Here is a 19244-nt window from a genome sequence, read left to right as displayed (position 1 = left end):
TCTGATACCATTAGTAGACAAAAAAATAGCTAAGAAGACTCTTAGCTATTTTTATCTATCAAAAACATCGTATTAAAACGTTAGACTTTACGAACCAATACTGAGCCAATAGAATAACCGGCACCAAATGAGCAAATAACACCTAGATCACCTGACGCTAGCTCATCCTTATAGCGATGGAATACAATCATTGGGCTCGCTGAGCTGGTATTGGCAAATTCAGCAATCACGCTTGGTGCGATTGATTTGTCAGCATCTTTACCGATGACAGTGCGTAAAATCAAATCTATCATGTTGGCATTAGCTTGATGTAGCCACATCATCTTAACATCAGAGGTCGGTATATCATTTTCTTGCAGATGCTCAGTGATAACTTCAGACACCTTTGGACAAACTTCACGGAATACTTTGCGACCATTTTGCAAAAACAGTTTATCAGTGACCGGCGCTTTGATGTCTGGATACATCTCCGTTTGCGCGGCTAGATACTCTGAGCGATCCATAAAGCCATATTCGTTTTTGATGTTGGTCGAAAACTGAGTAAATAGCTTAGCGTTTAGAATCTCATAACCCTTTGGCGTGTCTAATTCTTCAACAATAGTCGCCGTTGCTACATCACCAAAAATAAAGTGGCTGTCACGATTGCGCCAGTTTAGATGCGCCGAGGTAATCTCGACATTGACCACAGCCACACGTTTGGCAAGACCAGAGATGATAGAACCATGCGCTTGTGATAGGCCAAACGTTGCCGCACTACACGCAACGTTCATATCATAAGCGAAGCCGCCAACCATACCAATGGCATTTTGGATTTCAATAGCAACCGCAGGATAAGTGCGCTGGAAGTTTGAGCAAGCAAGGATAATACCATCTAGATCGTTGGCCTCAAGTCCAGCATCAGCCAATGCGTCTTTTAACGCAGCCGCGCCCATTTCTGCCATCACAGACAGCTCTTCACCTAAGTTACGATAGGCAATGACTGGTGCCATGATTTCAGGGTCTAAAATACCGTCTTTTTCCATCACATAACGTGATTTGATACCAGATACTTTTTCGATGAAAGCAGCTGAAGAAGGCTCAAGTGCCGTCATTGTCTCTGCAGCTATCTCTTCAGCATGTTCGGTATTATAGTTTTCAACATACTGGTTAAATGACTCAACTAGCTCTTCGTTACTAATACTGTAAGGTGGAATATAAAGACCAGTGCCTGTGATACAAGTCGTCATGATACGCTTCCTTGTCTACTACTGTGGTGCTTGGAATAAGCATAAAAGTGGAAAATAATAGCCATTCAAATTCAGTGAATAACTGTAAACTTAAAATCAGTGTGTTTATTATGCCTGAATATTAAATTTTTTCTAATGCTTTGTTACAAATAATCTGTTTCTGGCGATAAATAAGCAAAGACTCACGTCATTCTTTGATAGCTACGTTATAATTAGCGCCATTTTGCTCTGTATAACCACCCAAACACATCGATACACGCTCATCTTTAGGAATACTAATGGCAGAACTTCTTACTTGGTTATTTGGTCAATATGCGGATTACTCCACGACATTTATCGTCTTAGAGTTGATTGCCGTGGTTTTTGGTGTGGCAAGTGTCTTGCTTGCCAGCAGAACCAATATCTTAGTCTTTCCAATTGGCTTAATCAGCACTGCGATATTTGTATATTTACTATGGAAATGGCAGCTGTTTGGCGATATGTTCATCAATGCTTACTATACGGTGATGAGTTTATATGGTTGGATTAACTGGTCAAAGAACAAAAAGAATCAGCCTATAGAGACACATGAGTCAAACAACGTCCGTATTGAGCATTTGCATGCAGGCGATGTACCTATCTTGTCTGCTTTGGCAATAGCAACCATGTCTTTTGTGGCGCTGATATACTATTTCCGTCCGGTGATTAATAACGGCTTTAGTTTTGATGGTGCCGTTCTTGGTGTACATTTATTCACTTGGGTGGACTATACTGACATGCTCACCACGGCTCTGTTTTTGATGGCCATGTGGCTTATGGCACGGCGCAAAATTGAGCATTGGATACTATGGATCATTGCTAATGCGATATCAGTACCACTATACTTTTATAAAGGCTTTACTTTTACCGCGCTACAATATGTAGTCTTCACTCTCATTGCAATCTGGGCCTATTATGAATGGCAACGACGCTACCGTGTACAACCTCGAACAGCATACGCCTGAATCTGTCATTACTGTCGCAGTTTTGGGCGCAGAAAGTACGGGGAAAACAACCCTGTGCCGTGATTTGGCAGCGCATTTCGATAGTCTGTGGGTGTCAGAATATATGCGTACTTACTTGCAAGCGAAGTGGGATGATGAGCAGCTTACTTGTACATGGGATGACCTGCTACCTATCGCACAAGGTCAGATTGCGTTAGAGAACAAACTGGCTAAACAAGTCACCCAAACGTCTAATGAAAACCGCTATTTGTTTTGTGATACCAGTCTGTTTGAGCTAATGGTCTACTCTCATTGGTATTATGGTAACTGCCCCACCGCTCTTGAGCAAGCAGCATTGGCACATCATTATGATTTGATACTATTGACTAAGGTTGATATACCTTGGGTGGCTGATGACCTGCGAGACAGTCCGTACCAACGTGATGAGATAAGCGCCTATTTTGCCAGTCAATTAAGCAAGCATCAAAAACCTTTTGTGCGTATTAGTGGCGATAGAAAAGAACGTGTCCGGCAAGTAATCGCGCAGCTCGCTCATCTCGGTAATCCCTAGAATGGTTTTCCACATACTATTCATCTTCCTTGCATATTTTCTCGCTACCTCCTCTCTATGATGTCTATTAACGCCGCAGCCAACTGTATCAGCAGCTGTGGATTCAAGACATTTAGGAGGCGCCAACATGCAAAAACACTATTAACCAAATTATTTTTTATGTCCTATTGCTACCACTTGCTGAGCAAATTGTCTTTTGGCAAGTATATACTATAGCCGCTAGCGCGTGCGTGGGACTTATTGGTTGGTATAGCTACTATGTATTTGGCGGTTTGAAACGGGCTTTACTCTTTACCGCAACACTTGCTGGACTATATGTTGCCTTTTTCGGCATTTTAATTACAGAAGATCTCAATCTATTACTGGGCGCGATATTCTGCTTTATGGTACTTGCCTGTGTCATGGTGATGACTCGCAAACTTGACTGGTACAAAGTCACATAAGCCAAGCGCTGTATAAATAAAGTCACATAAACTGATAATAGTTTGAATTAATGCTGCCTTAGCTTAGTTGATAAGGCAGCATTATCGTTATATTAGCCTAGTCGTTACGCTACTTGACTATCTGATTGTTTAACGCTTTAGCCCAATTATTGCAATCATCCTCACAGCGCGGGCAGCATTTATCAGCTTCTAATATTTGCTCGACATAACCACAATACATGCAGGCGTAATGAGCCCCTATCTCTACTTGCTCAACAGCTTGATATTGCTTGGGAAACAGCGGCATGCCGTAAACTGTATTTTCAGAGGAATGCAATAAAATACTAAAGTTGCCGTCCGTCTCAAGCAAACCGATGCGCACTTGACCCAAATGCTCAACGCCCTGTTGACGCATTTCAGCAAAAAACTCATCGTGAGACATTTTGCCTTTCTTAATTTTATCGAGCACCAGCATGCTATCTTCTACGATATAAAGTGACTTGCCTTCCAATAAGTCTTCAAAAGGCTGCCATTTCATCATAACCCACGTACAGATTCGGTAAAGAACAATGACTGAACCCATGATTAGTACGGCTTGAATAATCGGCAAATCCTCAGTAAACATAGGGTCACCCGCGATAGAGCCAAGTGATAGGATGATGGTCAGCTCAAAGATAGAAAGCTGACGAATGCCGCGCTTGCCAGTGAAGCGCAAGAACGTGATAATTAATACAAACATGACGGTGACACGTATTAAGATTTCAACGGCAAACGACCAAGTTGTGTCATGAATAAAAATACTTGCCCAATCCATATTCTCATTTCCAATTTATTTATCTGATGTATTGTGTTTAATGAATGATGTTCTAATAGTTCGTTTGATGCGAAGCACATCATCCCTATTTTCAGACCTTATCGTCAATACAACTATCGTTATTCGTATTTAAGAAAGACTTTTTGTCACAAGTACGACAAAATATACTGTCTTGTGAGACGGCAATTGTTTTTGCTCAAAAATACGTTATCGTTATATTCTAAATTCACCATTGAAACGCTATGCAAGCCTGTTTTATGCTCCCTTATTCATTGTAGGAATTATTTTTGAAAGCCATTGTTTATACTACTATTGCCTTGATCGCATTTGCTGCAAACTCCCTGTTTTGCCGGATGGCGTTGGCAGAAGGTTATATAGATGCTTGGAGTTTTACGGTCATTCGTCTGCTCAGTGCGACTGTTTGCTTAGTGTTTATTATGACGATTCACGCCTACAAACTACAGCGTCAAGTACTCGCCTCTGACAAGCCTTCTGTTGATGCTATCTTAAATGACAAAGGCAGTTGGCTTAGTAGTGTCAGCTTGGTCATTTACGCGTTATGTTTTTCGATTGCCTATGTAGAGCTTAATACTGGTACAGGTGCTTTAATTTTGTCTTCGGCCGTTCAGATTACGATGATTGGCTGGGGTATCTACAAAAAAGAGCAGCTTAGTGCTGTACAGTGGCTGGCATTTATCGTCGCAGTCGCAGGATTTGTGTATTTGATGTTGCCATCGGCGGCCGTTCCATCACCCAACGCTGCAGCATTGATGGCACTGAGCGGTGCGGCTTGGGGAGTATACAGCATACGCGGCAAATCATGCATCTCACCGCTACGAGCGACAGGGTTTAACTTTGTGCGGAGTTTGGTGGCCGTTCCGATATTACTACTGGTGGGCCTAATGTATCTGGATGAAATAGGTTTAAAAAACATCAGCTTAGAAAGTATTACCAGCGAAGGGATATTGCTCGCCTGTGCGTCAGGAGCGATCGCATCAGGGCTGGGTTACAGTATTTGGTATACGGCGATGCCATTGTTAAAAACCACACAAGCGGCGATCGTTCAGCTGTGTGTGCCTGTGATTGCGACTGTACTAGGCGTGATATTTTTATCTGAGCAGCTGACGCTCAACTTTCTGATCGCCAGTATAGTCATCTTAGGGGCGGTACTGGTATTTATGTTAAACAAAAAAACAGTGTAAACAAAAAACCAAATATCGCTCAATCACTTAAACGACCAGGACTTAGCAAATCACGAAAAAGACAGAAATAATTACCTTAGTAGACTCTAACCATAACACGAAATTACATTCGAACATGTATCATATTGCTCAGTATAACAACGCACATTCACTTACCAACTTGAGGAATATCGTTTATGAAAAAATTACTTGCTGTTGCTCCTTTTACCGTTTTGTTAGCCGCTTGTGCAACCAACGCTCCGACCACCACCGCCCCAACCACTGCTGCCAAACCAGTCGTTCAGTCATTTACCTGTGAAGACAACGGCATGATTACTGCCGCCTATGCAGCGGATGGTCAAGCGGCCAACCTAAACGTCACCTTGCCAAAGGTAGGTCTACAAGACGCAAAAATCACGCTAGAGCAAGCAGTATCAGGCTCTGGCGTACGTTATGTAAACAATGTAAACCCAAAGACCACCTATGACTGGCATACCAAAGCAGACTTTGGCATTATGACCATCGCCTCAGACAATGGTCAACAGTATCAAGTAAACTGCCAACTATAGTTATTGACTATAAATAATGTATTGACTAGTGTTTTTACACTTATGAATGATGAGAGTCAGTAGTGAAGCTACTGGCTCTTTTTTATTGTACCAACCGCAATCAAGACAATCCCAATGTTGGGAGATAATGACTGATACCTGACATCCACGCCCTAAAAAGACGTGGCTTTATGGTGCTTTTTGATAAAAAATGATTGACTTCTCTTATATATTCGATATATAACATATAATATATTCAAAATATTGGATATAGCGTAGTTTTTTATGCACATTTATCGAAAAGCTTGGGGAGGAAATGATATGATTCGTTTAAGCTACACTCTCAAATGCTGGGCGCTAGCCATTACTTATTTTTTAGTATTTTACTTTATGGTCGTTATGAGTGACCCAGGCTTTGGCAAATATATCTATATGCTGGCCCTCAGCACTCTACTCTTCCCCATTGCCAAGCGTGCAGTGGATGTGATGACAGATTTTTTTACCCCAGATCTCGAACTATTTAATGGATTGCTGCCGTCAATTCTGATTAACGTGGTGATTTGGATACTGACACCATTTATCGTAGCACTGACAGTGATTGCGTTCATGCTTTATAGTATGGGCGTGCTCACAGAAAAGATGAGTCATTAAAACCTACTTAAATAAAAGGCCGGAGTAGCAATTGCTGATCCGGCCTTAACATTCAAAGAAACTTTTAGTTCTAGCCCACCTTATCCCACATTTTACTAAGACGCTTGGGCGAAACTGCCACACGAGTTTTCATCGGCTGAGCAAATAGCTGGATACGATACTCCTCCACCATCCAGCGATATTCGCTAATAGCTTCTTTGTCCGCACGCCCTGCTAGCCGCTCCATATGCAAGTCAAGCGCGTAGACACCATCAAGGTCGGCATCCAAATTATGCTCAAGACGCTCTAAGCGAATCTCTAGTGCCTCAAGATAACGTGGATACTGCTGCCAATGGCTATAATCCATGCGGTAAACAAAATCAGCCAAATACAAATCTTCTAATTGATCTTCGATATCATCGATAGATTCCCCAAATATCTCGCGGTCTAACATCAACAGACTCTGGCGAATACGCTGCCAGCGCGTATAAACATTTTTCAGCGTTTTTATGACGCTTTGACCGGTCAATAAGAAGTTATTTAACACAACTTCTAGCGTCTGTGCATACTCTTCAGGCGTAAACGGTAACTCCTCGCTCAATCCAACTGCGATATCGTCAGCGCTCTCAGGCAGGCTCTCGGTATGATCAAATAACACATAATGCTCTTCAAGCGTAGCATCCAATGTAGCATCAATGACGATTGTTTTTAGCTTTTCCATATCACCAAGCGGTGCAAATGCCAGTTTGAATATTTTATCCACTTGACTGGTGAGCTGTTTTTTCTTTGCGCCAAGCTTCCCTTTGATCAAGGTCAATACGCCGATACGATGCGCTTGTAGTGCGGCATTGACATCGGTGTACTGATGGATCGATACCGCTTCGCCTGCTTCATCAGCCACGAGCGCCGCAAACTGCTTCATAACCACGCCTGCACTATGATGATTTTTGCTAAAGGTAAAATGCTCAGGGAATTCAGTATGCGCGCCTTGTTGCTCATTCACCGCTTGACTGGTCTCAGAGGCATGACGAATCTGTAGCGTTTGTAGATCACGACCTTTTTCGATAATGCGGTTTTTGTCATCGACCACACAGATTTGTGGCTGCAGATAACGATCAATCGTGGAAGGGCTAAAGCTCTCTGGCGTCACCGACATAATACCGCGGCGATTGAGCGCTTGGCACAGCTGTTTTAACAGCCCTTGTCCACCTTGCTGCTGCAGCTCATCAAACAAATTATCTGCGGTATCAGGTATCGGGACGATCTGACGACGGATATCTTTTGGCAATGATTTGAGCAACTGCAATACCAGCTCGTAGCGCCAACCAGGCACACCCCATAGTAGCTCAATGGCGTCGAGCTGTGGTAATGCAGCAAGCGGTACGCGTATGGTCACGCCATCATCATCACTTGCTGGATCAAAGACATAACGCAGTGGCAGCTTTAAATCGCCCAGCTTCCATACTTCTGGGAAATCGCCCGTGGTCGGTGCTTGACTAGTGAGTACATCCTCATCGGTAAAAAACAGATACTTAGCATCGTTTTTTTCTACCTCTGCGCGCCAGTCTTCAAACGTTTTGCGGCTGGCGACGTGTTCAGGAATCTTTTTGTCATAGAACTGATATAGCGTTTCTTCATCAACCAATAGATCACGGCGACGTAGCTTATCTTCGATGCGCTCAACATGGGCAATCTTGTCCATATTGTGCTGTAAAAATGGCGCATTACGACCGAAGTTACCAGTCACTAACCCATCACGAATGAAAATCTCTCGCGACTCGACCAAGTTTACTTGCTCATAATTGGTCAGCTGCTTGCTAATGATGATCAAGCCAAATAGACTAATCTGCGCGTATGCTTTGACCCGTCCTGTTTTTTTGGACCAATGCGGTTCAAAATAATGATACTTGAGCAAGTTTCCTGCCGCTGAGATGATCCACTCGGGTTCAATTTTGGCAACGGTACGCATAAATACTTGCGAGGTTTCAACCATCTCAAACGCCATCACCCAAGGCGGTATTTGTTTAAATACCGTACTCGCTGGGAATATTTTGGCTTTTTGCTGACGCGCTGCCAAATACTCACCGCGGCTTTCAGTCTTATGCGCAATAATAGACAGCAGACCCGTCAATAACGCTCTATGCAAATTAGCATATTTGACCGCTTTTAACGCTTCGTCTTCGATTGCAGTCGGGTCATTCTTAGCGACATTTTTATCAGACGCTTGTGCATCACTGGTATCTATCAGCTTAAGATCTGTCACCATTTGTAGCAATTGACGATGCGTTTGATGCCATTCACGAACACGCGGGAAGCTCAGATAGTTCTTTTTCGCAAACTGCTTACGCTGATTACCAGACAGTTTATTGCCGTCTTCGTCTTTTTCAAACAGTGCCTTCCATAGACTCAAATAAAACAAGAAATCTGAATCATCTTGACGGAAGACCGCATGCTTTTGATCCGCTTGCGTACGCTTGTTGGCAGGGCGCTCACGAGGATCTTGCACAGCGAGCGCCGCCACCACGATAAGCATCTCACGTATACAATCAAAGTCAGAACCAGCCACCAGCATACGTGCCAGCCTTGGATCGATTGGCATACGTGCCATTTTCTGACCTGTTGCGGTCAAGCGCAGGTGATCAAGCCCCTTTTGCCGTTTTGATGGGTTTCGTTTATCTTGAGTACTGTCCTTTTTGGACGTAATGGCTCCTAGCTCATCAAGCAACTTGTGACCATCTGTGACTAACCTACTATCAGGTGGCTCGATAAAATCAAAGTCATCGACACTGCCCAGACGCAGATTGGCCATCTGCAATATCACAGATGCCAAATTGGTACGTAGAATCTCAGGCTCAGTAAATTCAGGACGACCGTTGAAGTCCTCCTCAGAATATAAGCGAATACAGACACCTGGCGCGACACGGCCACAACGACCTTTACGTTGGTTGGCAGCCGCTTGCGAAATCGCTTCAATCGGTAGACGCTGCACACGTGAGCGATACGAGTAACGCGAAATCCGCGCAAACCCCAAGTCAATCACATAGCGAATACCCGGTACAGTCAACGCAGTCTCAGCAACGTTGGTCGCAATGACAATACGTCGACCTCGACCTGATGGCTGAAAGATACGCTGCTGCTCTTCATACGTCTGCCGTGCAAACAGCGGTAGCACCTCGGTATGACGTGGGCCATGGCGCTCAAGCACTTCTTGCATTTCACGAATTTCTGCTTCAGTCGCGGCAAATATCAAGATATCAGCCTGATCGGGATGGCCTTTATTTTGCGCGTCGCTAAAACATTCCTCGACAGCAGCAACCACCGCACGCGGCAGGTTCTCTTCAAAATCATCATAGCTGTCATCTTCTGAGCTGTTTACTGGCTCATCGGTCAGCGGACGATAACGAACTTCTACTGGAAAACTGCGTCCCTCGACGTTAAAGATAGGTGCAGGAACTTGCCGTTTTAGCTTGGCATCATAATGACTAAAGTACTCACTAAAGCGCGTGGTATCGAGGGTCGCTGAAGTGATAATGACTTTTAAATCTGGGCGCTTGGGTAGCATTTTTTTGAGATAACCCATAATAAAATCGATGTTCAAACTACGCTCATGCGCCTCATCGATAATAATCGTATCGTATTTACTCAAAAAACGATCGTGACCCAGCTCAGCCAGCAAAATACCATCGGTCATCAGCTTAACAATCGATTGCGCGGAGCCTTGCTCATTAAAGCGAATCTTAAAACTAACCGTATTACCTAAAGGCTCACCCAGCTCTTCGGCAATACGGTTTGCAACGCTACGAGCCGCCAATCGCCTTGGTTGCGTATGCCCTATCTGTCCGGTAATACCGCGCCCTGCCAGCATGGCAAGCTTAGGTAGCTGCGTTGTTTTACCAGAACCTGTCTCACCCGCCACGATAATGACCTGATTATCAATGATCGCTTGTACCAGATCTTCTGCGCGTTGACTAACAGGCAGGTCAAGATTTAATTTGGCAGGTAAGTCACTTGGGATGCTATCAATACGTGCCTGCACTGCTTTTTGAGAGCGCGTTTTTATCTTGTCGTATTGGGCACGCTTCTTGGTAAGGGCCTCGTCGTGATTGTTTTTTTGCTCAGAAACATGATTAGCTTTTTTGTTTTTGGACACCGCAGCGCGCGCCAGCTCTCGTTCGAGACGGCTTAAGTAATAGCTATCTTTAGCAAGTACTGGTAAATCATTCAGTAATTCCGCTGGTCGCTTTGCACTGTTAGTTTCATCTACGGTAGATGTTTTTAGACTGGTATTTTCAAAAGTATCAGACATATTTGCTTAGGCTATTTATTATGTATAAGTGGTTAGATTATGGAGGCAAATGCAGGGTGATTCAAGGTAGTTATGATGCTTGTATGATGCTTAGTTGCAAAGCTGAAGTTTTTTCTATGGCTATGAGGACGATAATGCCTCTATCTAATAATCAGTATTAAATCAAGACACACTTAGACCATAAATATTAAATTTCACACCATTAAAGGCATAGAAATGGTCTAAATGAGAAAACTAATGACTAACAGTATAAATAACCTGTTGGTGAGTCGCAGCCCCCACAAAAAAGGTATGCATTTTTTGCAGTGCCAGCCTAGGAAAAGGAAGATGTAGTGACAGTATCAATTTTTCAAACCCTAACATCTCGTTAGCTAACTCTTTCGCTACGTCAGGACGAATCTGCGGGTTTTCATAAATATTGTTAATTAACCACGTTAATCGTGGAAATTTTGCGTTATCGTGAATCTGATAAAGGATGGGCAGCATATCATCAGATATCTGACAGCGCGCTTTGCGGATTAGACCACTTTTATAATACATATCTAGTGACATATTAGGATAATTTCCTTAGATTTTTAATACTCAGATAACCCACATATTCTTTATCTTCTTTGATATCGACACCGCCTGCATCAACGATAGGCTCAATCAACAGCTGAGCATTTGAGAGCAGATCATTCACGTTATAGATATCATCTATATCGACCTCAAACTTATCATCAATATGTGAAGCGGCGTCGAACGGCGATGCATTATCTTTAAAAGTGAACTGTTTATAAAACTCGCTTTGTTTGGCTTGCTTAATGGCCTCGGCTTGACTGGGGGCAACGATCAGAAGCTTATAATGAAACTCTTCAAAACTTCCCTGCTGATAGCCGCCCAAATTGATAAAAAACAGCTTTAAGTTAGCATCTTTGCTTACCTGCTCACCTGATTTAACCAGTTTGATCGCATAGCCATCAACTTTAGTAATCGCTCGATACGAATCAATGTGCCATTTGTTTTTGACTTCTGGCCAATGCTGATTGATATCCTCTACCAGCTCGCTGACGTGATTGGCCACACCAAAAAAGATGTCATGCTGTTCAATCAGGCGACCTTTGGGACGGCCACCAAGTTGAGCCATATATAAAGTTAACATGTAACGCCGTCCTTATAAATTTTTCATTGTAGCTAATTTTAATTGAACATAATATCGAGCGCGTCTTATTACAATACCCGCCCTGTTTTTAAAGCAAATGCCCAATCTCTACGTTCATTTTTGAGCGCCAGTTCTGCTGCTGCTTCATGATCATAAGCGATCTTAATATGCTCAGTCTGCCAGCGTTTACCTCGCGGTGTCTCTATACAGGTTATCAGCGCGTAATTGCGCTTTTTGATATCGGCAAGCACAGCGTCAAGCGCAAAGACATTGATATGGATATCTGAAATATAGTTAGATTACTATAAAATCGATACAATAAGATTCAACGTTATTTTTCGCAGCCTCTGGAGACGCAGTCACAGCAAGCAAGAAAAATAGTGTTGAATCAAATGAATTTATTGTCCTGTATTGTTTTTATTTAGACTTGACTATAGCAGCGATTGTAATGCAATTTTTATTATTGAATGTCGTCATAATGTCTAGGGCGTGTTGAACATTCGACCATGGCACTGACAGCGACTATTTTTTAGGCGATTCGATGTTAAAAATAATAAGTTTAGTCATTCTAAGCGCTTATTTTTAACGATGAAGCGGCAAAAAAGAGTCCTGTCCCCTGCTTTTATCGTTGGGGCTGATGCTAAAATTGCCCCATACTGCGTTACAAATCTCGCTAAGGCATCTGCATTATCGTCGCTTTGTGCCTTGTCTGGAACAATTTTAGCGATCAGCAGTGCCTATTTGCGAATGTTCAACACGCCCTATTATCCCCATAAGTTATAATGTAATAAATTAAGAGAGTATAAAAAATAAAAACCTGATGCCTCATTAATATTGGGACATCAGGTTTTATTTATCATGGTAATGCTAATGGTTCGTTAGACTTATAATAGGAAGAAATACGCCCAACACCCAACGATAACAGTAGAGATAATATTAAGGATGACACCTGTACGTACCATCTCTGTTTGTTTGATCAAACCGGTACCAAACACGATAGCGTTTGGCGGCGTCGCAACTGGTAGCATAAAGGCACAGGATGCACCGATACCAATAATAAGTACTAAGACTTCGCTCGGTATACCCATATGCTCGGCAATTGCCGCAAATACAGGGACTAAGAGCGCAGCTGATGCCGTGTTTGATGCAAACTCTGTTAAGAAAATAATGAAGGCTGAGATTGCAAGCATCACAACCAATAGTGGCGCGGTTTGTAAGCCATTAGCAACCGTCTCACCCAGTACTAATGACGCACCTGATACTTTTAGAACATTTGATAGCGCAATACCGCCACCAAATAACATCAATACACCCCAATCTGTGTTGTCTGACACTTGTTTCCAAGACACCAGACCCAAACTCACGACCGCCACTGCTGCCAGCAATGCAACAACGGCATCTGTATCTTCGATACCAACTGCAGCACCAATTTGCTTAGAGAGTATCCAGCTCACCGCTGCCACAATAAAGACAATAATCGTCAGCACGCGCGGTTTGGTCCAATGAATAGTTTCATCTTGCTGTAGGGTCATCGTGCGGTTTAGATTAGGCTTTAGAAATAGGTACATCGCGCCCAACAATACTGGTAATAGTATCAGCATCATTGGAATACCAAATTTCATCCAATCAACAAACGCAATATCCAAGGCTTTTGCGGCGATCGCATTTGGTGGCGAGCCGACAATCGTACCCAAACCACCGAGACTTGCTGAATACGCAATACCGAGCAGTACAAACACAAATGTACCGCGATCTTCTTTACTATCAACTTGCGTCAAAATACCGAGGGCAAGCGGTAGCATCATTGCCGTTGTCGCCGTATTTGAGATCCACATTGACAAAAAAGCAGTCACGCCAAAAATCAATAGTACAGCGGTACTTAGCTTACCACCTGATAACGAAAGAATTTTTAGCGCAATCTTTCTATCAAGCTTTTGTACATGTAACGCGGCCGCCAAGGCAAAACCACCAAAGAAGAGATAAATAATGGGACTGGCAAAGCTTTGCAGACCGACTTCAGCATTAAAATCAGGAATGCCAATTAATGTTCCAACCACAACCACCAAGATCGCAGTGATTGTGACGTGTATCGCCTCAGTGAGCCATAGCACGCCGATAAAAAACAGCATTGCTAGCCCTTTGTTAGCACTGACCTCAAATGGCAATACACTGTAAATAATAAAACTAATGATTGCCGCAATGGCAACCACGATCAATCCTTTTCCCGTTCCCTTTGGGAATGTATCCGTAAATAAATACTCGTTACCATCATCAGGAATATGGCTATCCAGCTTTTTCTCTGACATAAATTATCCTTATCGCATCCAAAGTGAGTATGAAGTCAAAATTATTGCAACACACTTATTGTAAGACATCATGATATTCATATAGCGAACATTACGCGCGAAAATATCATATCAGAATAACTTATATATGAATACATTTTGATTATTTTTGTTTTTTTAGGATGTCTGTTTGATTCGTTGATGATAATCACCTCTCGACTTTGTGAGATTTTTCAATAGTAACTCTCTCACTACTTTGTTCTCACTGCTTTGAATGGACGCCTTGGTTGATAAAAATTACATAAAGCATTCAAACATTCATCATTTGGGGCTATACAAGTAAAAACCGATACCACATAATCTTAGGGTTAGATAGATAATCATCAATAAAAACAAGAGGAATGACACTATGGCAGATGCAAATAAAACCGATGCAACCACAAAAATGGCGCCAAAAGACATCAATCAAGATAGTCTGGCCAAAGAAGATCAACAGCGTACTGACGACTCAGCGCTAGATATGATGCAAGGTATGCATGAGCATGAAGATCATCAAGAAGAAGACGAAAAATAAAAGATGGCAGAACGGCAGATAAAGCCAGTTATCTAGTATTAACAGCAAAAATAAGAAGCGCTTGTCATGATGATGAGCGCTTTTTTAGTTTTGTTTCTCTTTGTTCTGGCAAGTGGTTGGAGACATAGTTATATATAAATGCTGCGGTTAGAACGATTGCGATGGGTACAAGCAACGCATCATAGCCAACTTTGGCAAACAAAAAAGCCCCTATTGTACTGCCACCGCAGAAGCAATACCAAATAACGGCCTGAAAGCCCAATGTCGGCTTACTAATGGAGCGACCCGCAAGCCAGTTACCGATTGCTGCACCCATATCGGATGTCAGTCCTGTCAAATGCGTCGTGCGAATAACTGCTCCACTATAAGTGGCTACCATCGCGTTTTGTAATCCGCAGGCCATCGCTGCTGCCAATTGTCCGAGATAATCATGCTGCTGATATGACCAGTAGGCAGCTATTAGTAATGCTGCTTCAAAATATAGCGCACGCCCGTAACGACGGCCTAGTGTTAAGGATGTCTGCCCAATGACAAAACCGCTTAATATTGCCCCTGACAAAAAAGACAATAGTAGCGCTCCGATATACAAAATACTATGAGAATCTGAGTAAGCGATAAGCGATAAGCGATAGCTGCTGCAAACAAGCTGACATTACCGGTGACATGCGAGACCGATAAATTGGCAAATCCCATCAATGCAGTTGTGTTCACGCAGCCAGCGCTAAATGCCAATACCGCCCCACCCCACAATATCCACTTTGGTAACTTGGTTATCATATTTGTCACCTAAAGGTCTACTGCCAAAAAGACTCATAGTATAACGAGAAAAGGCAGCCAATTGGCTGCCTTTTCAATTTCAATAGCTGAGTGAATCATTGATAATGACCATCAACGCAAAAAATACTTAAATGATTATTGCGCTGGCTCATCCAGCATCATCAACTGCTCACTGATAGCGACGGTATTAAAGCCTGCATCAACAAACATGATCTCACCCGTGATACCAGATGCCCACGGAGATAATAGGAATAGTGCTGCGTTACCTACTTCCATCTGATTGACATTACGTTGTAGTGGTGCGATTTTTTCGCTGATATCGAGCATTTTACGGAATGATTTGATGCCACTAGCAGCTAGCGTACGAATTGGACCTGCTGAGATCGCATTGACACGGATACCGTCGCCGCCCATAGAAGTCGCTAAGTAGCGCACGCTGGCTTCAAGACTGGCTTTTGCCATACCCATGACATTGTAGTTTGGCAATACTGAGATACTGCCTTCATAAGTTAATGTCAGCATAGAACCATGACGCATTGCAAGCAACTCACGAGCTGCTTTTGCCAATGCCACAAAGCTGTAGCTAGAGATATCATGTGCTATGTGGCTGCCTTCACGCGTGGTGGCACTCACAAAGTCACCATCGAGCTGATCCATTGGGGCAAAACCAATGGCGTGTACCACACCATCAATACCATCACCCCAATGCGCGGTTACTTGCTCAAAACAAGCAGCAATCGACTCATCAGAGGCGACATCACACTCTAGCACCAAATCCGCTTCGAACTGTTCGGCAGCCATGTCCACACGCTTTTTGATTTTATCATTCGGATAAGTCAGGATCAGTGAGGCGCCTTCGCGGTGTAGCGCTTCTGCAATAGCCCAAGCGATAGAGAGTTTACTTGCGATGCCAGTTACGACAAATCGTTGTCCTTGCAATAGCATAAGATTTCCTTTTGAATCAATCGAGATGATTTAGAATATAGGTTTATTTAGAGTAATCAGAAAGTGACGCGTCATGAAATGATGCAAATCAAAAGATGACTTATTATACACGAATTCATTTAAGTAAACAGTCGTAAACTGTACTTGGTTACTATCATTAGTATCGCAATAATACTAATGAAATATCATCATGGTCACCGTTCTAATTGCATCTCTGACAGCCCTGTAATGACTAAACTCTGAACTACTCACCACAGCAGTATGAAGTTCAGCAGATTTCGAGTATAATCACAGCCCTTCCCAGCTTGCACAATTTTATAAGAATCCTGACATGATAGGATTCAACGTTAAGCTACACCCACATTTTGGATGGCTGCCAAACTTATGAGTAACACCCCAATAATAACCCCAGATTATAAAGAAAGTACTGAATCCTATCGCCAACTGATTGGTTCGACTGGCGAAGACTTGAATCGTCCTGGTTTATTAGACACACCTGTACGTGCGGCAAAGGCTTTTGCTCACTTAACCAAAGGCTATCATCAAAGCATTGAAGAGGTGGTCAATGATGCTGTCTTTCCATCAGCCAATCGTGAGCTAGTACTGGTACAGAACATTGAGTTTTATTCATTGTGTGAACATCATATGCTACCGTTCCATGGTGTCGCGCATATTGGCTATCTGCCTGACGGCCAAGTACTGGGGCTGTCGAAGTTTGCCCGTATTGTCGATATGTTTGCTCGTCGTCTACAAATACAAGAAAACCTGAGTGAACAGATTGCACAAACCATCATGGATGTTACTGGCTGTCGCGGCGTGGCGGTGGTCATGGATGCCTCGCACATGTGTATGATGATGCGCGGTGTCAGCAAACAGCATTCGACTACACGTAGTACTGCGATGCTTGGTGAGTATCAGCACAACAATCAAGCCCGTAATGAATTTTTGGGTGCCGTCCCTAAGCGCCAACCGTCGTTTTAAACTATTAATATTTTAGGCTGTTATGAGTAACAACAAACAAAAAGGACGCTAATGCGTCCTTTTTGTTTTAGCTATACAAAGTAAGATTTCAAGTTTTAGCAAATCAAGCTCATAGTCTTTGCCGTATACGCCAGAGTCTTGTAATGATTGTTACGATAACTAGGTTAATCATTGTAGACGATAATATGCGATTCATAAAAATTTCCCAAACATAATATCATTTAACCATCGTAACGCTTATGTATCAATAAAATATTCCTGTATTGTTATATACTTGCAATTTATTAAGTCGTAGCACAAGATAAATTACAAGATGATTTGATCATGACACAGGCTTTAGGATAGTTAACATATAGAGACAAACTATTTTATTTCAATATCTTATATTGTTTTAAACGTGTTAAAAAAGCCTATCCTCAAAAGAGTCATAGGCTTTTTTTGTCTATCATAAGTCTATCAGTACAAGTACAATGCTATGATGCTTTCTGAGTGTCTTTATCAGCACTCTCATCACTTACTTGCTTAATTTTCGTTAAGATTTCCTTAATTTCAGCTGCTGAGAGATAGGTTGGTACGGCATAAGTATCGCTGACTTCTTTTGCTGCTGCTTTTGCAATATCATCAAAATCACTGGCCTGCATACCGCTAACAGTCGGATCAATATTTAAATTTGCGATAAGCGCTCTGACTTGTACGATGAGATGATCTGCTATTTCTTTATCACCATGACCAGCTTGGCCGTCTGCTACCATACCCGTTCTTTTTGCCAGTGCGGTCAGTCTCTGCTTGCTTGCTTTACGATTAACATCAAGCACATAAGGCAACACGATCGCATTAGCACGACCATGAGGAATGCTATAGTAGGCACCTAATTGGTGAGCAATGGCATGCACATAACCCAAGCCCGCTTTGTTAAAGGCGATACCACCATAATGGGCGGCAATTCCCATCTCTTCTCTTGCTTTTAGATTGCCACCATCTTTGTAAGCTAATGGTAGATAATGCATGACAGATTTGACGGCAGAGGCTGCATAGTAGTCCGTCTCCACGCTGGCATTGGCACTCATCCATGCTTCTAATGCATGGGTCAATACATCAATACCCGTATCAGCGGTGATGTGTGCTGGCATACCTTTCATGATAATGGGGTCAATCGCTGCGGCGAGCGGCACCATTCTTGGATCAATAGACAATGCTTTTTGGTGTGTTTTATCATCAGATATCACTGCACCAAGGGTTGCCTCTGAGCCAGTACCCGCTGTTGTAGGCACGCAATATAATGGCGCCGACGGCTTTCTTGCTTTAAGGATCCCAATCAGTTGCTGAGGCTTGCATTTATTGCCTTGAGACATAGCGATCATTTTGGCAGCATCGATCACTGAGCCGCCGCCGATGGCGATAATAGCGTCGCAATTTGCTGCTATAGATTGGCGCAGTCCTTCTTCGACTACGTTAAAAGTAGGGTCTGGTGTAATGCCATCATAGACATGATAGCTGATATTTTTTGCATCTAGATAATCAGTGACTTTTGCAGGGATACCGAGTTTGTTTAGCACGGCATCAGTGACGATAAAGACATTGGTATTGCCTTCATTGATGAGCATGTCGCATAGCTCATTACAGGCAGCCTCACCGACAAACAACATCGGTCTTCTGATAGGTATCACGTAAGAGATTGCTTTTAGCACTTTAGCGCGTGTCTTAGCCACTGCCAAATAACCAGCATACTGCAAGCTGTTATTCTTTACTAATTTAGTAATACTGTTTTGTTTTTTCATGGGTACAAAAATCCTTTTTAATGATGATTTTAACCGCGATAACAATAGTTTGAGCTAGTTGATAAAGGCTAAACGACGTTTGCCAATAGCAGAGTAGATAAGT

At 42.7% G+C, this 19244-nt stretch carries 17 protein-coding genes and 1 pseudogene; 8 read left to right on the top strand and 10 right to left on the bottom strand.

Annotated elements, in window-relative coordinates:
- Window positions 1-80: 80 nt before the first annotated feature.
- Window positions 81-1226, bottom strand: coding sequence for a beta-ketoacyl-ACP synthase III (locus tag GYK50_RS06445; protein WP_071001599.1), 1146 nt, complete (start codon window positions 1224-1226; stop codon window positions 81-83).
- A gap of 278 nt (window positions 1227-1504) precedes the next feature.
- On the opposite strand from GYK50_RS06445, the gene pnuC reads away from it, so the two are divergent.
- The 3 genes from pnuC (at window position 1505) to GYK50_RS06430 (ending at window position 3202) form a co-directional block, all read left to right on the top strand.
- Window positions 1505-2209, top strand: a complete 705-nt coding sequence (gene pnuC, locus GYK50_RS06440; protein WP_071001600.1) for a nicotinamide riboside transporter PnuC — start codon at window positions 1505-1507, stop codon at window positions 2207-2209.
- Window positions 2181-2759 (top strand): AAA family ATPase, encoded by a 579-nt coding sequence (locus tag GYK50_RS06435; RefSeq protein ID WP_240366416.1) that lies wholly within the window; start codon window positions 2181-2183, stop codon window positions 2757-2759. The genes pnuC and GYK50_RS06435 overlap by 29 nt, the downstream gene beginning before the upstream one ends.
- A 140-nt stretch (window positions 2760-2899) precedes the next feature.
- Entirely contained in the window at window positions 2900-3202 is a 303-nt protein-coding gene (locus tag GYK50_RS06430; protein ID WP_093070806.1) for an inner membrane CreD family protein, read from the top strand.
- Between the two features lie 109 nt (window positions 3203-3311).
- Here GYK50_RS06430 and GYK50_RS06425 read toward each other — a convergent pair whose 3' ends face one another.
- Window positions 3312-3995 (bottom strand): DUF421 domain-containing protein, encoded by a 684-nt coding sequence (locus GYK50_RS06425; RefSeq protein ID WP_071001602.1) that lies wholly within the window; start codon window positions 3993-3995, stop codon window positions 3312-3314.
- Between the two features lie 287 nt (window positions 3996-4282).
- On the opposite strand from GYK50_RS06425, the gene GYK50_RS06420 reads away from it, so the two are divergent.
- The 3 genes from GYK50_RS06420 to GYK50_RS06410 all read left to right on the top strand — a co-directional run bounded on the left by GYK50_RS06420 (window position 4283) and on the right by GYK50_RS06410 (window position 6375).
- Window positions 4283-5197: a DMT family transporter gene (locus tag GYK50_RS06420; RefSeq protein ID WP_093070804.1), complete on the top strand. Its 915-nt coding sequence runs from the start codon at window positions 4283-4285 to the stop codon at window positions 5195-5197.
- A gap of 176 nt (window positions 5198-5373) precedes the next feature.
- Complete coding sequence (locus tag GYK50_RS06415) at window positions 5374-5745, top strand: MliC family protein (protein ID WP_083328816.1); 372 nt, start codon at window positions 5374-5376, stop codon at window positions 5743-5745.
- A gap of 300 nt (window positions 5746-6045) precedes the next feature.
- A complete protein-coding gene (locus GYK50_RS06410) occupies window positions 6046-6375 on the top strand; it encodes a hypothetical protein (protein WP_071001605.1) in 330 nt (109 codons plus the stop codon).
- A gap of 70 nt (window positions 6376-6445) precedes the next feature.
- Here GYK50_RS06410 and hrpA read toward each other — a convergent pair whose 3' ends face one another.
- The 5 genes from hrpA to GYK50_RS06385 form a co-directional block, all read right to left on the bottom strand.
- The gene (gene hrpA, locus GYK50_RS06405) at window positions 6446-10660 is read right to left on the bottom strand and encodes an ATP-dependent RNA helicase HrpA (protein ID WP_313907269.1); all 4215 of its coding nucleotides are present in this window, start codon (window positions 10658-10660) and stop codon (window positions 6446-6448) included.
- Window positions 10661-10894: 234 nt separating this feature from the next.
- Window positions 10895-11212: a hypothetical protein gene (locus tag GYK50_RS06400; protein ID WP_186474445.1), complete on the bottom strand. Its 318-nt coding sequence runs from the start codon at window positions 11210-11212 to the stop codon at window positions 10895-10897.
- A 1-nt stretch (window position 11213) separates the two neighbouring features.
- Entirely contained in the window at window positions 11214-11801 is a 588-nt protein-coding gene (locus tag GYK50_RS06395) for a DUF1543 domain-containing protein (RefSeq protein ID WP_071001608.1), read from the bottom strand.
- A gap of 68 nt (window positions 11802-11869) precedes the next feature.
- A complete protein-coding gene (locus tag GYK50_RS06390) occupies window positions 11870-12052 on the bottom strand; it encodes a hypothetical protein (protein WP_071001609.1) in 183 nt (60 codons plus the stop codon).
- Window positions 12053-12685: 633 nt separating this feature from the next.
- Window positions 12686-14107 (bottom strand): SLC13 family permease, encoded by a 1422-nt coding sequence (locus GYK50_RS06385; protein ID WP_212563531.1) that lies wholly within the window; start codon window positions 14105-14107, stop codon window positions 12686-12688.
- A 388-nt stretch (window positions 14108-14495) separates the two neighbouring features.
- On the opposite strand from GYK50_RS06385, the gene GYK50_RS06380 reads away from it, so the two are divergent.
- A complete protein-coding gene (locus tag GYK50_RS06380; protein WP_212563530.1) occupies window positions 14496-14660 on the top strand; it encodes a hypothetical protein in 165 nt (54 codons plus the stop codon).
- Window positions 14661-14724: 64 nt separating this feature from the next.
- On the opposite strand, the pseudogene GYK50_RS06375 reads toward GYK50_RS06380, so the two are convergent.
- Window positions 14725-15437 (bottom strand): annotated as a pseudogene (locus GYK50_RS06375) (YoaK family protein).
- Between the two features lie 135 nt (window positions 15438-15572).
- The gene (locus GYK50_RS06370) at window positions 15573-16382 is read right to left on the bottom strand and encodes an enoyl-ACP reductase FabI (protein WP_071001612.1); all 810 of its coding nucleotides are present in this window, start codon (window positions 16380-16382) and stop codon (window positions 15573-15575) included.
- 384 nt (window positions 16383-16766) lie between these two features.
- Here GYK50_RS06370 and folE point away from each other — a divergent pair, with 384 nt between their 5' ends.
- Complete coding sequence (gene folE, locus GYK50_RS06365; RefSeq protein ID WP_212563529.1) at window positions 16767-17363, top strand: GTP cyclohydrolase I FolE; 597 nt, start codon at window positions 16767-16769, stop codon at window positions 17361-17363.
- Between the two features lie 473 nt (window positions 17364-17836).
- Here the strand turns inward: folE and GYK50_RS06360 are convergent, their stop codons facing one another.
- Window positions 17837-19141 carry an iron-containing alcohol dehydrogenase gene (locus GYK50_RS06360; RefSeq protein ID WP_212563528.1) on the bottom strand — a complete coding sequence of 435 codons (1305 nt, stop codon included), beginning with the start codon at window positions 19139-19141 and terminating at the stop codon, window positions 17837-17839.
- Window positions 19142-19244 lie beyond the last annotated feature (103 nt).

The organism is Psychrobacter pacificensis (assembly GCF_018336615.1).
Lineage (GTDB): Bacteria > Pseudomonadota > Gammaproteobacteria > Pseudomonadales > Moraxellaceae > Psychrobacter > Psychrobacter pacificensis.
The sequence above is the reverse complement of the archived record's forward strand: the minus strand, read 5'-3'. Positions and strand labels throughout refer to the sequence as shown.

What these genes read in the sequence shown, in the direction of transcription:
- GYK50_RS06360 (WP_212563528.1), bottom strand. Translation starts at nt 19,141, where the DNA reads ATGAAAAAACAAAACAGTATTACTAAATTAGTAAAGAATAACAGCTTG.
- GYK50_RS06400 (WP_186474445.1), bottom strand. Translation starts at nt 11,212, where the DNA reads ATGTCACTAGATATGTATTATAAAAGTGGTCTAATCCGCAAAGCGCGC.
- pnuC (WP_071001600.1), top strand. Translation starts at nt 1,505, where the DNA reads ATGGCAGAACTTCTTACTTGGTTATTTGGTCAATATGCGGATTACTCC.
- GYK50_RS06410 (WP_071001605.1), top strand. Translation starts at nt 6,046, where the DNA reads ATGATTCGTTTAAGCTACACTCTCAAATGCTGGGCGCTAGCCATTACT.
- GYK50_RS06415 (WP_083328816.1), top strand. Translation starts at nt 5,374, where the DNA reads ATGAAAAAATTACTTGCTGTTGCTCCTTTTACCGTTTTGTTAGCCGCT.
- folE (WP_212563529.1), top strand. Translation starts at nt 16,767, where the DNA reads ATGAGTAACACCCCAATAATAACCCCAGATTATAAAGAAAGTACTGAA.
- GYK50_RS06445 (WP_071001599.1), bottom strand. Translation starts at nt 1,226, where the DNA reads ATGACGACTTGTATCACAGGCACTGGTCTTTATATTCCACCTTACAGT.
- hrpA (WP_313907269.1), bottom strand. Translation starts at nt 10,660, where the DNA reads ATGTCTGATACTTTTGAAAATACCAGTCTAAAAACATCTACCGTAGAT.
- GYK50_RS06395 (WP_071001608.1), bottom strand. Translation starts at nt 11,801, where the DNA reads ATGTTAACTTTATATATGGCTCAACTTGGTGGCCGTCCCAAAGGTCGC.
- GYK50_RS06380 (WP_212563530.1), top strand. Translation starts at nt 14,496, where the DNA reads ATGGCAGATGCAAATAAAACCGATGCAACCACAAAAATGGCGCCAAAA.
- GYK50_RS06425 (WP_071001602.1), bottom strand. Translation starts at nt 3,995, where the DNA reads ATGGATTGGGCAAGTATTTTTATTCATGACACAACTTGGTCGTTTGCC.
- GYK50_RS06370 (WP_071001612.1), bottom strand. Translation starts at nt 16,382, where the DNA reads ATGCTATTGCAAGGACAACGATTTGTCGTAACTGGCATCGCAAGTAAA.
- GYK50_RS06385 (WP_212563531.1), bottom strand. Translation starts at nt 14,107, where the DNA reads ATGTCAGAGAAAAAGCTGGATAGCCATATTCCTGATGATGGTAACGAG.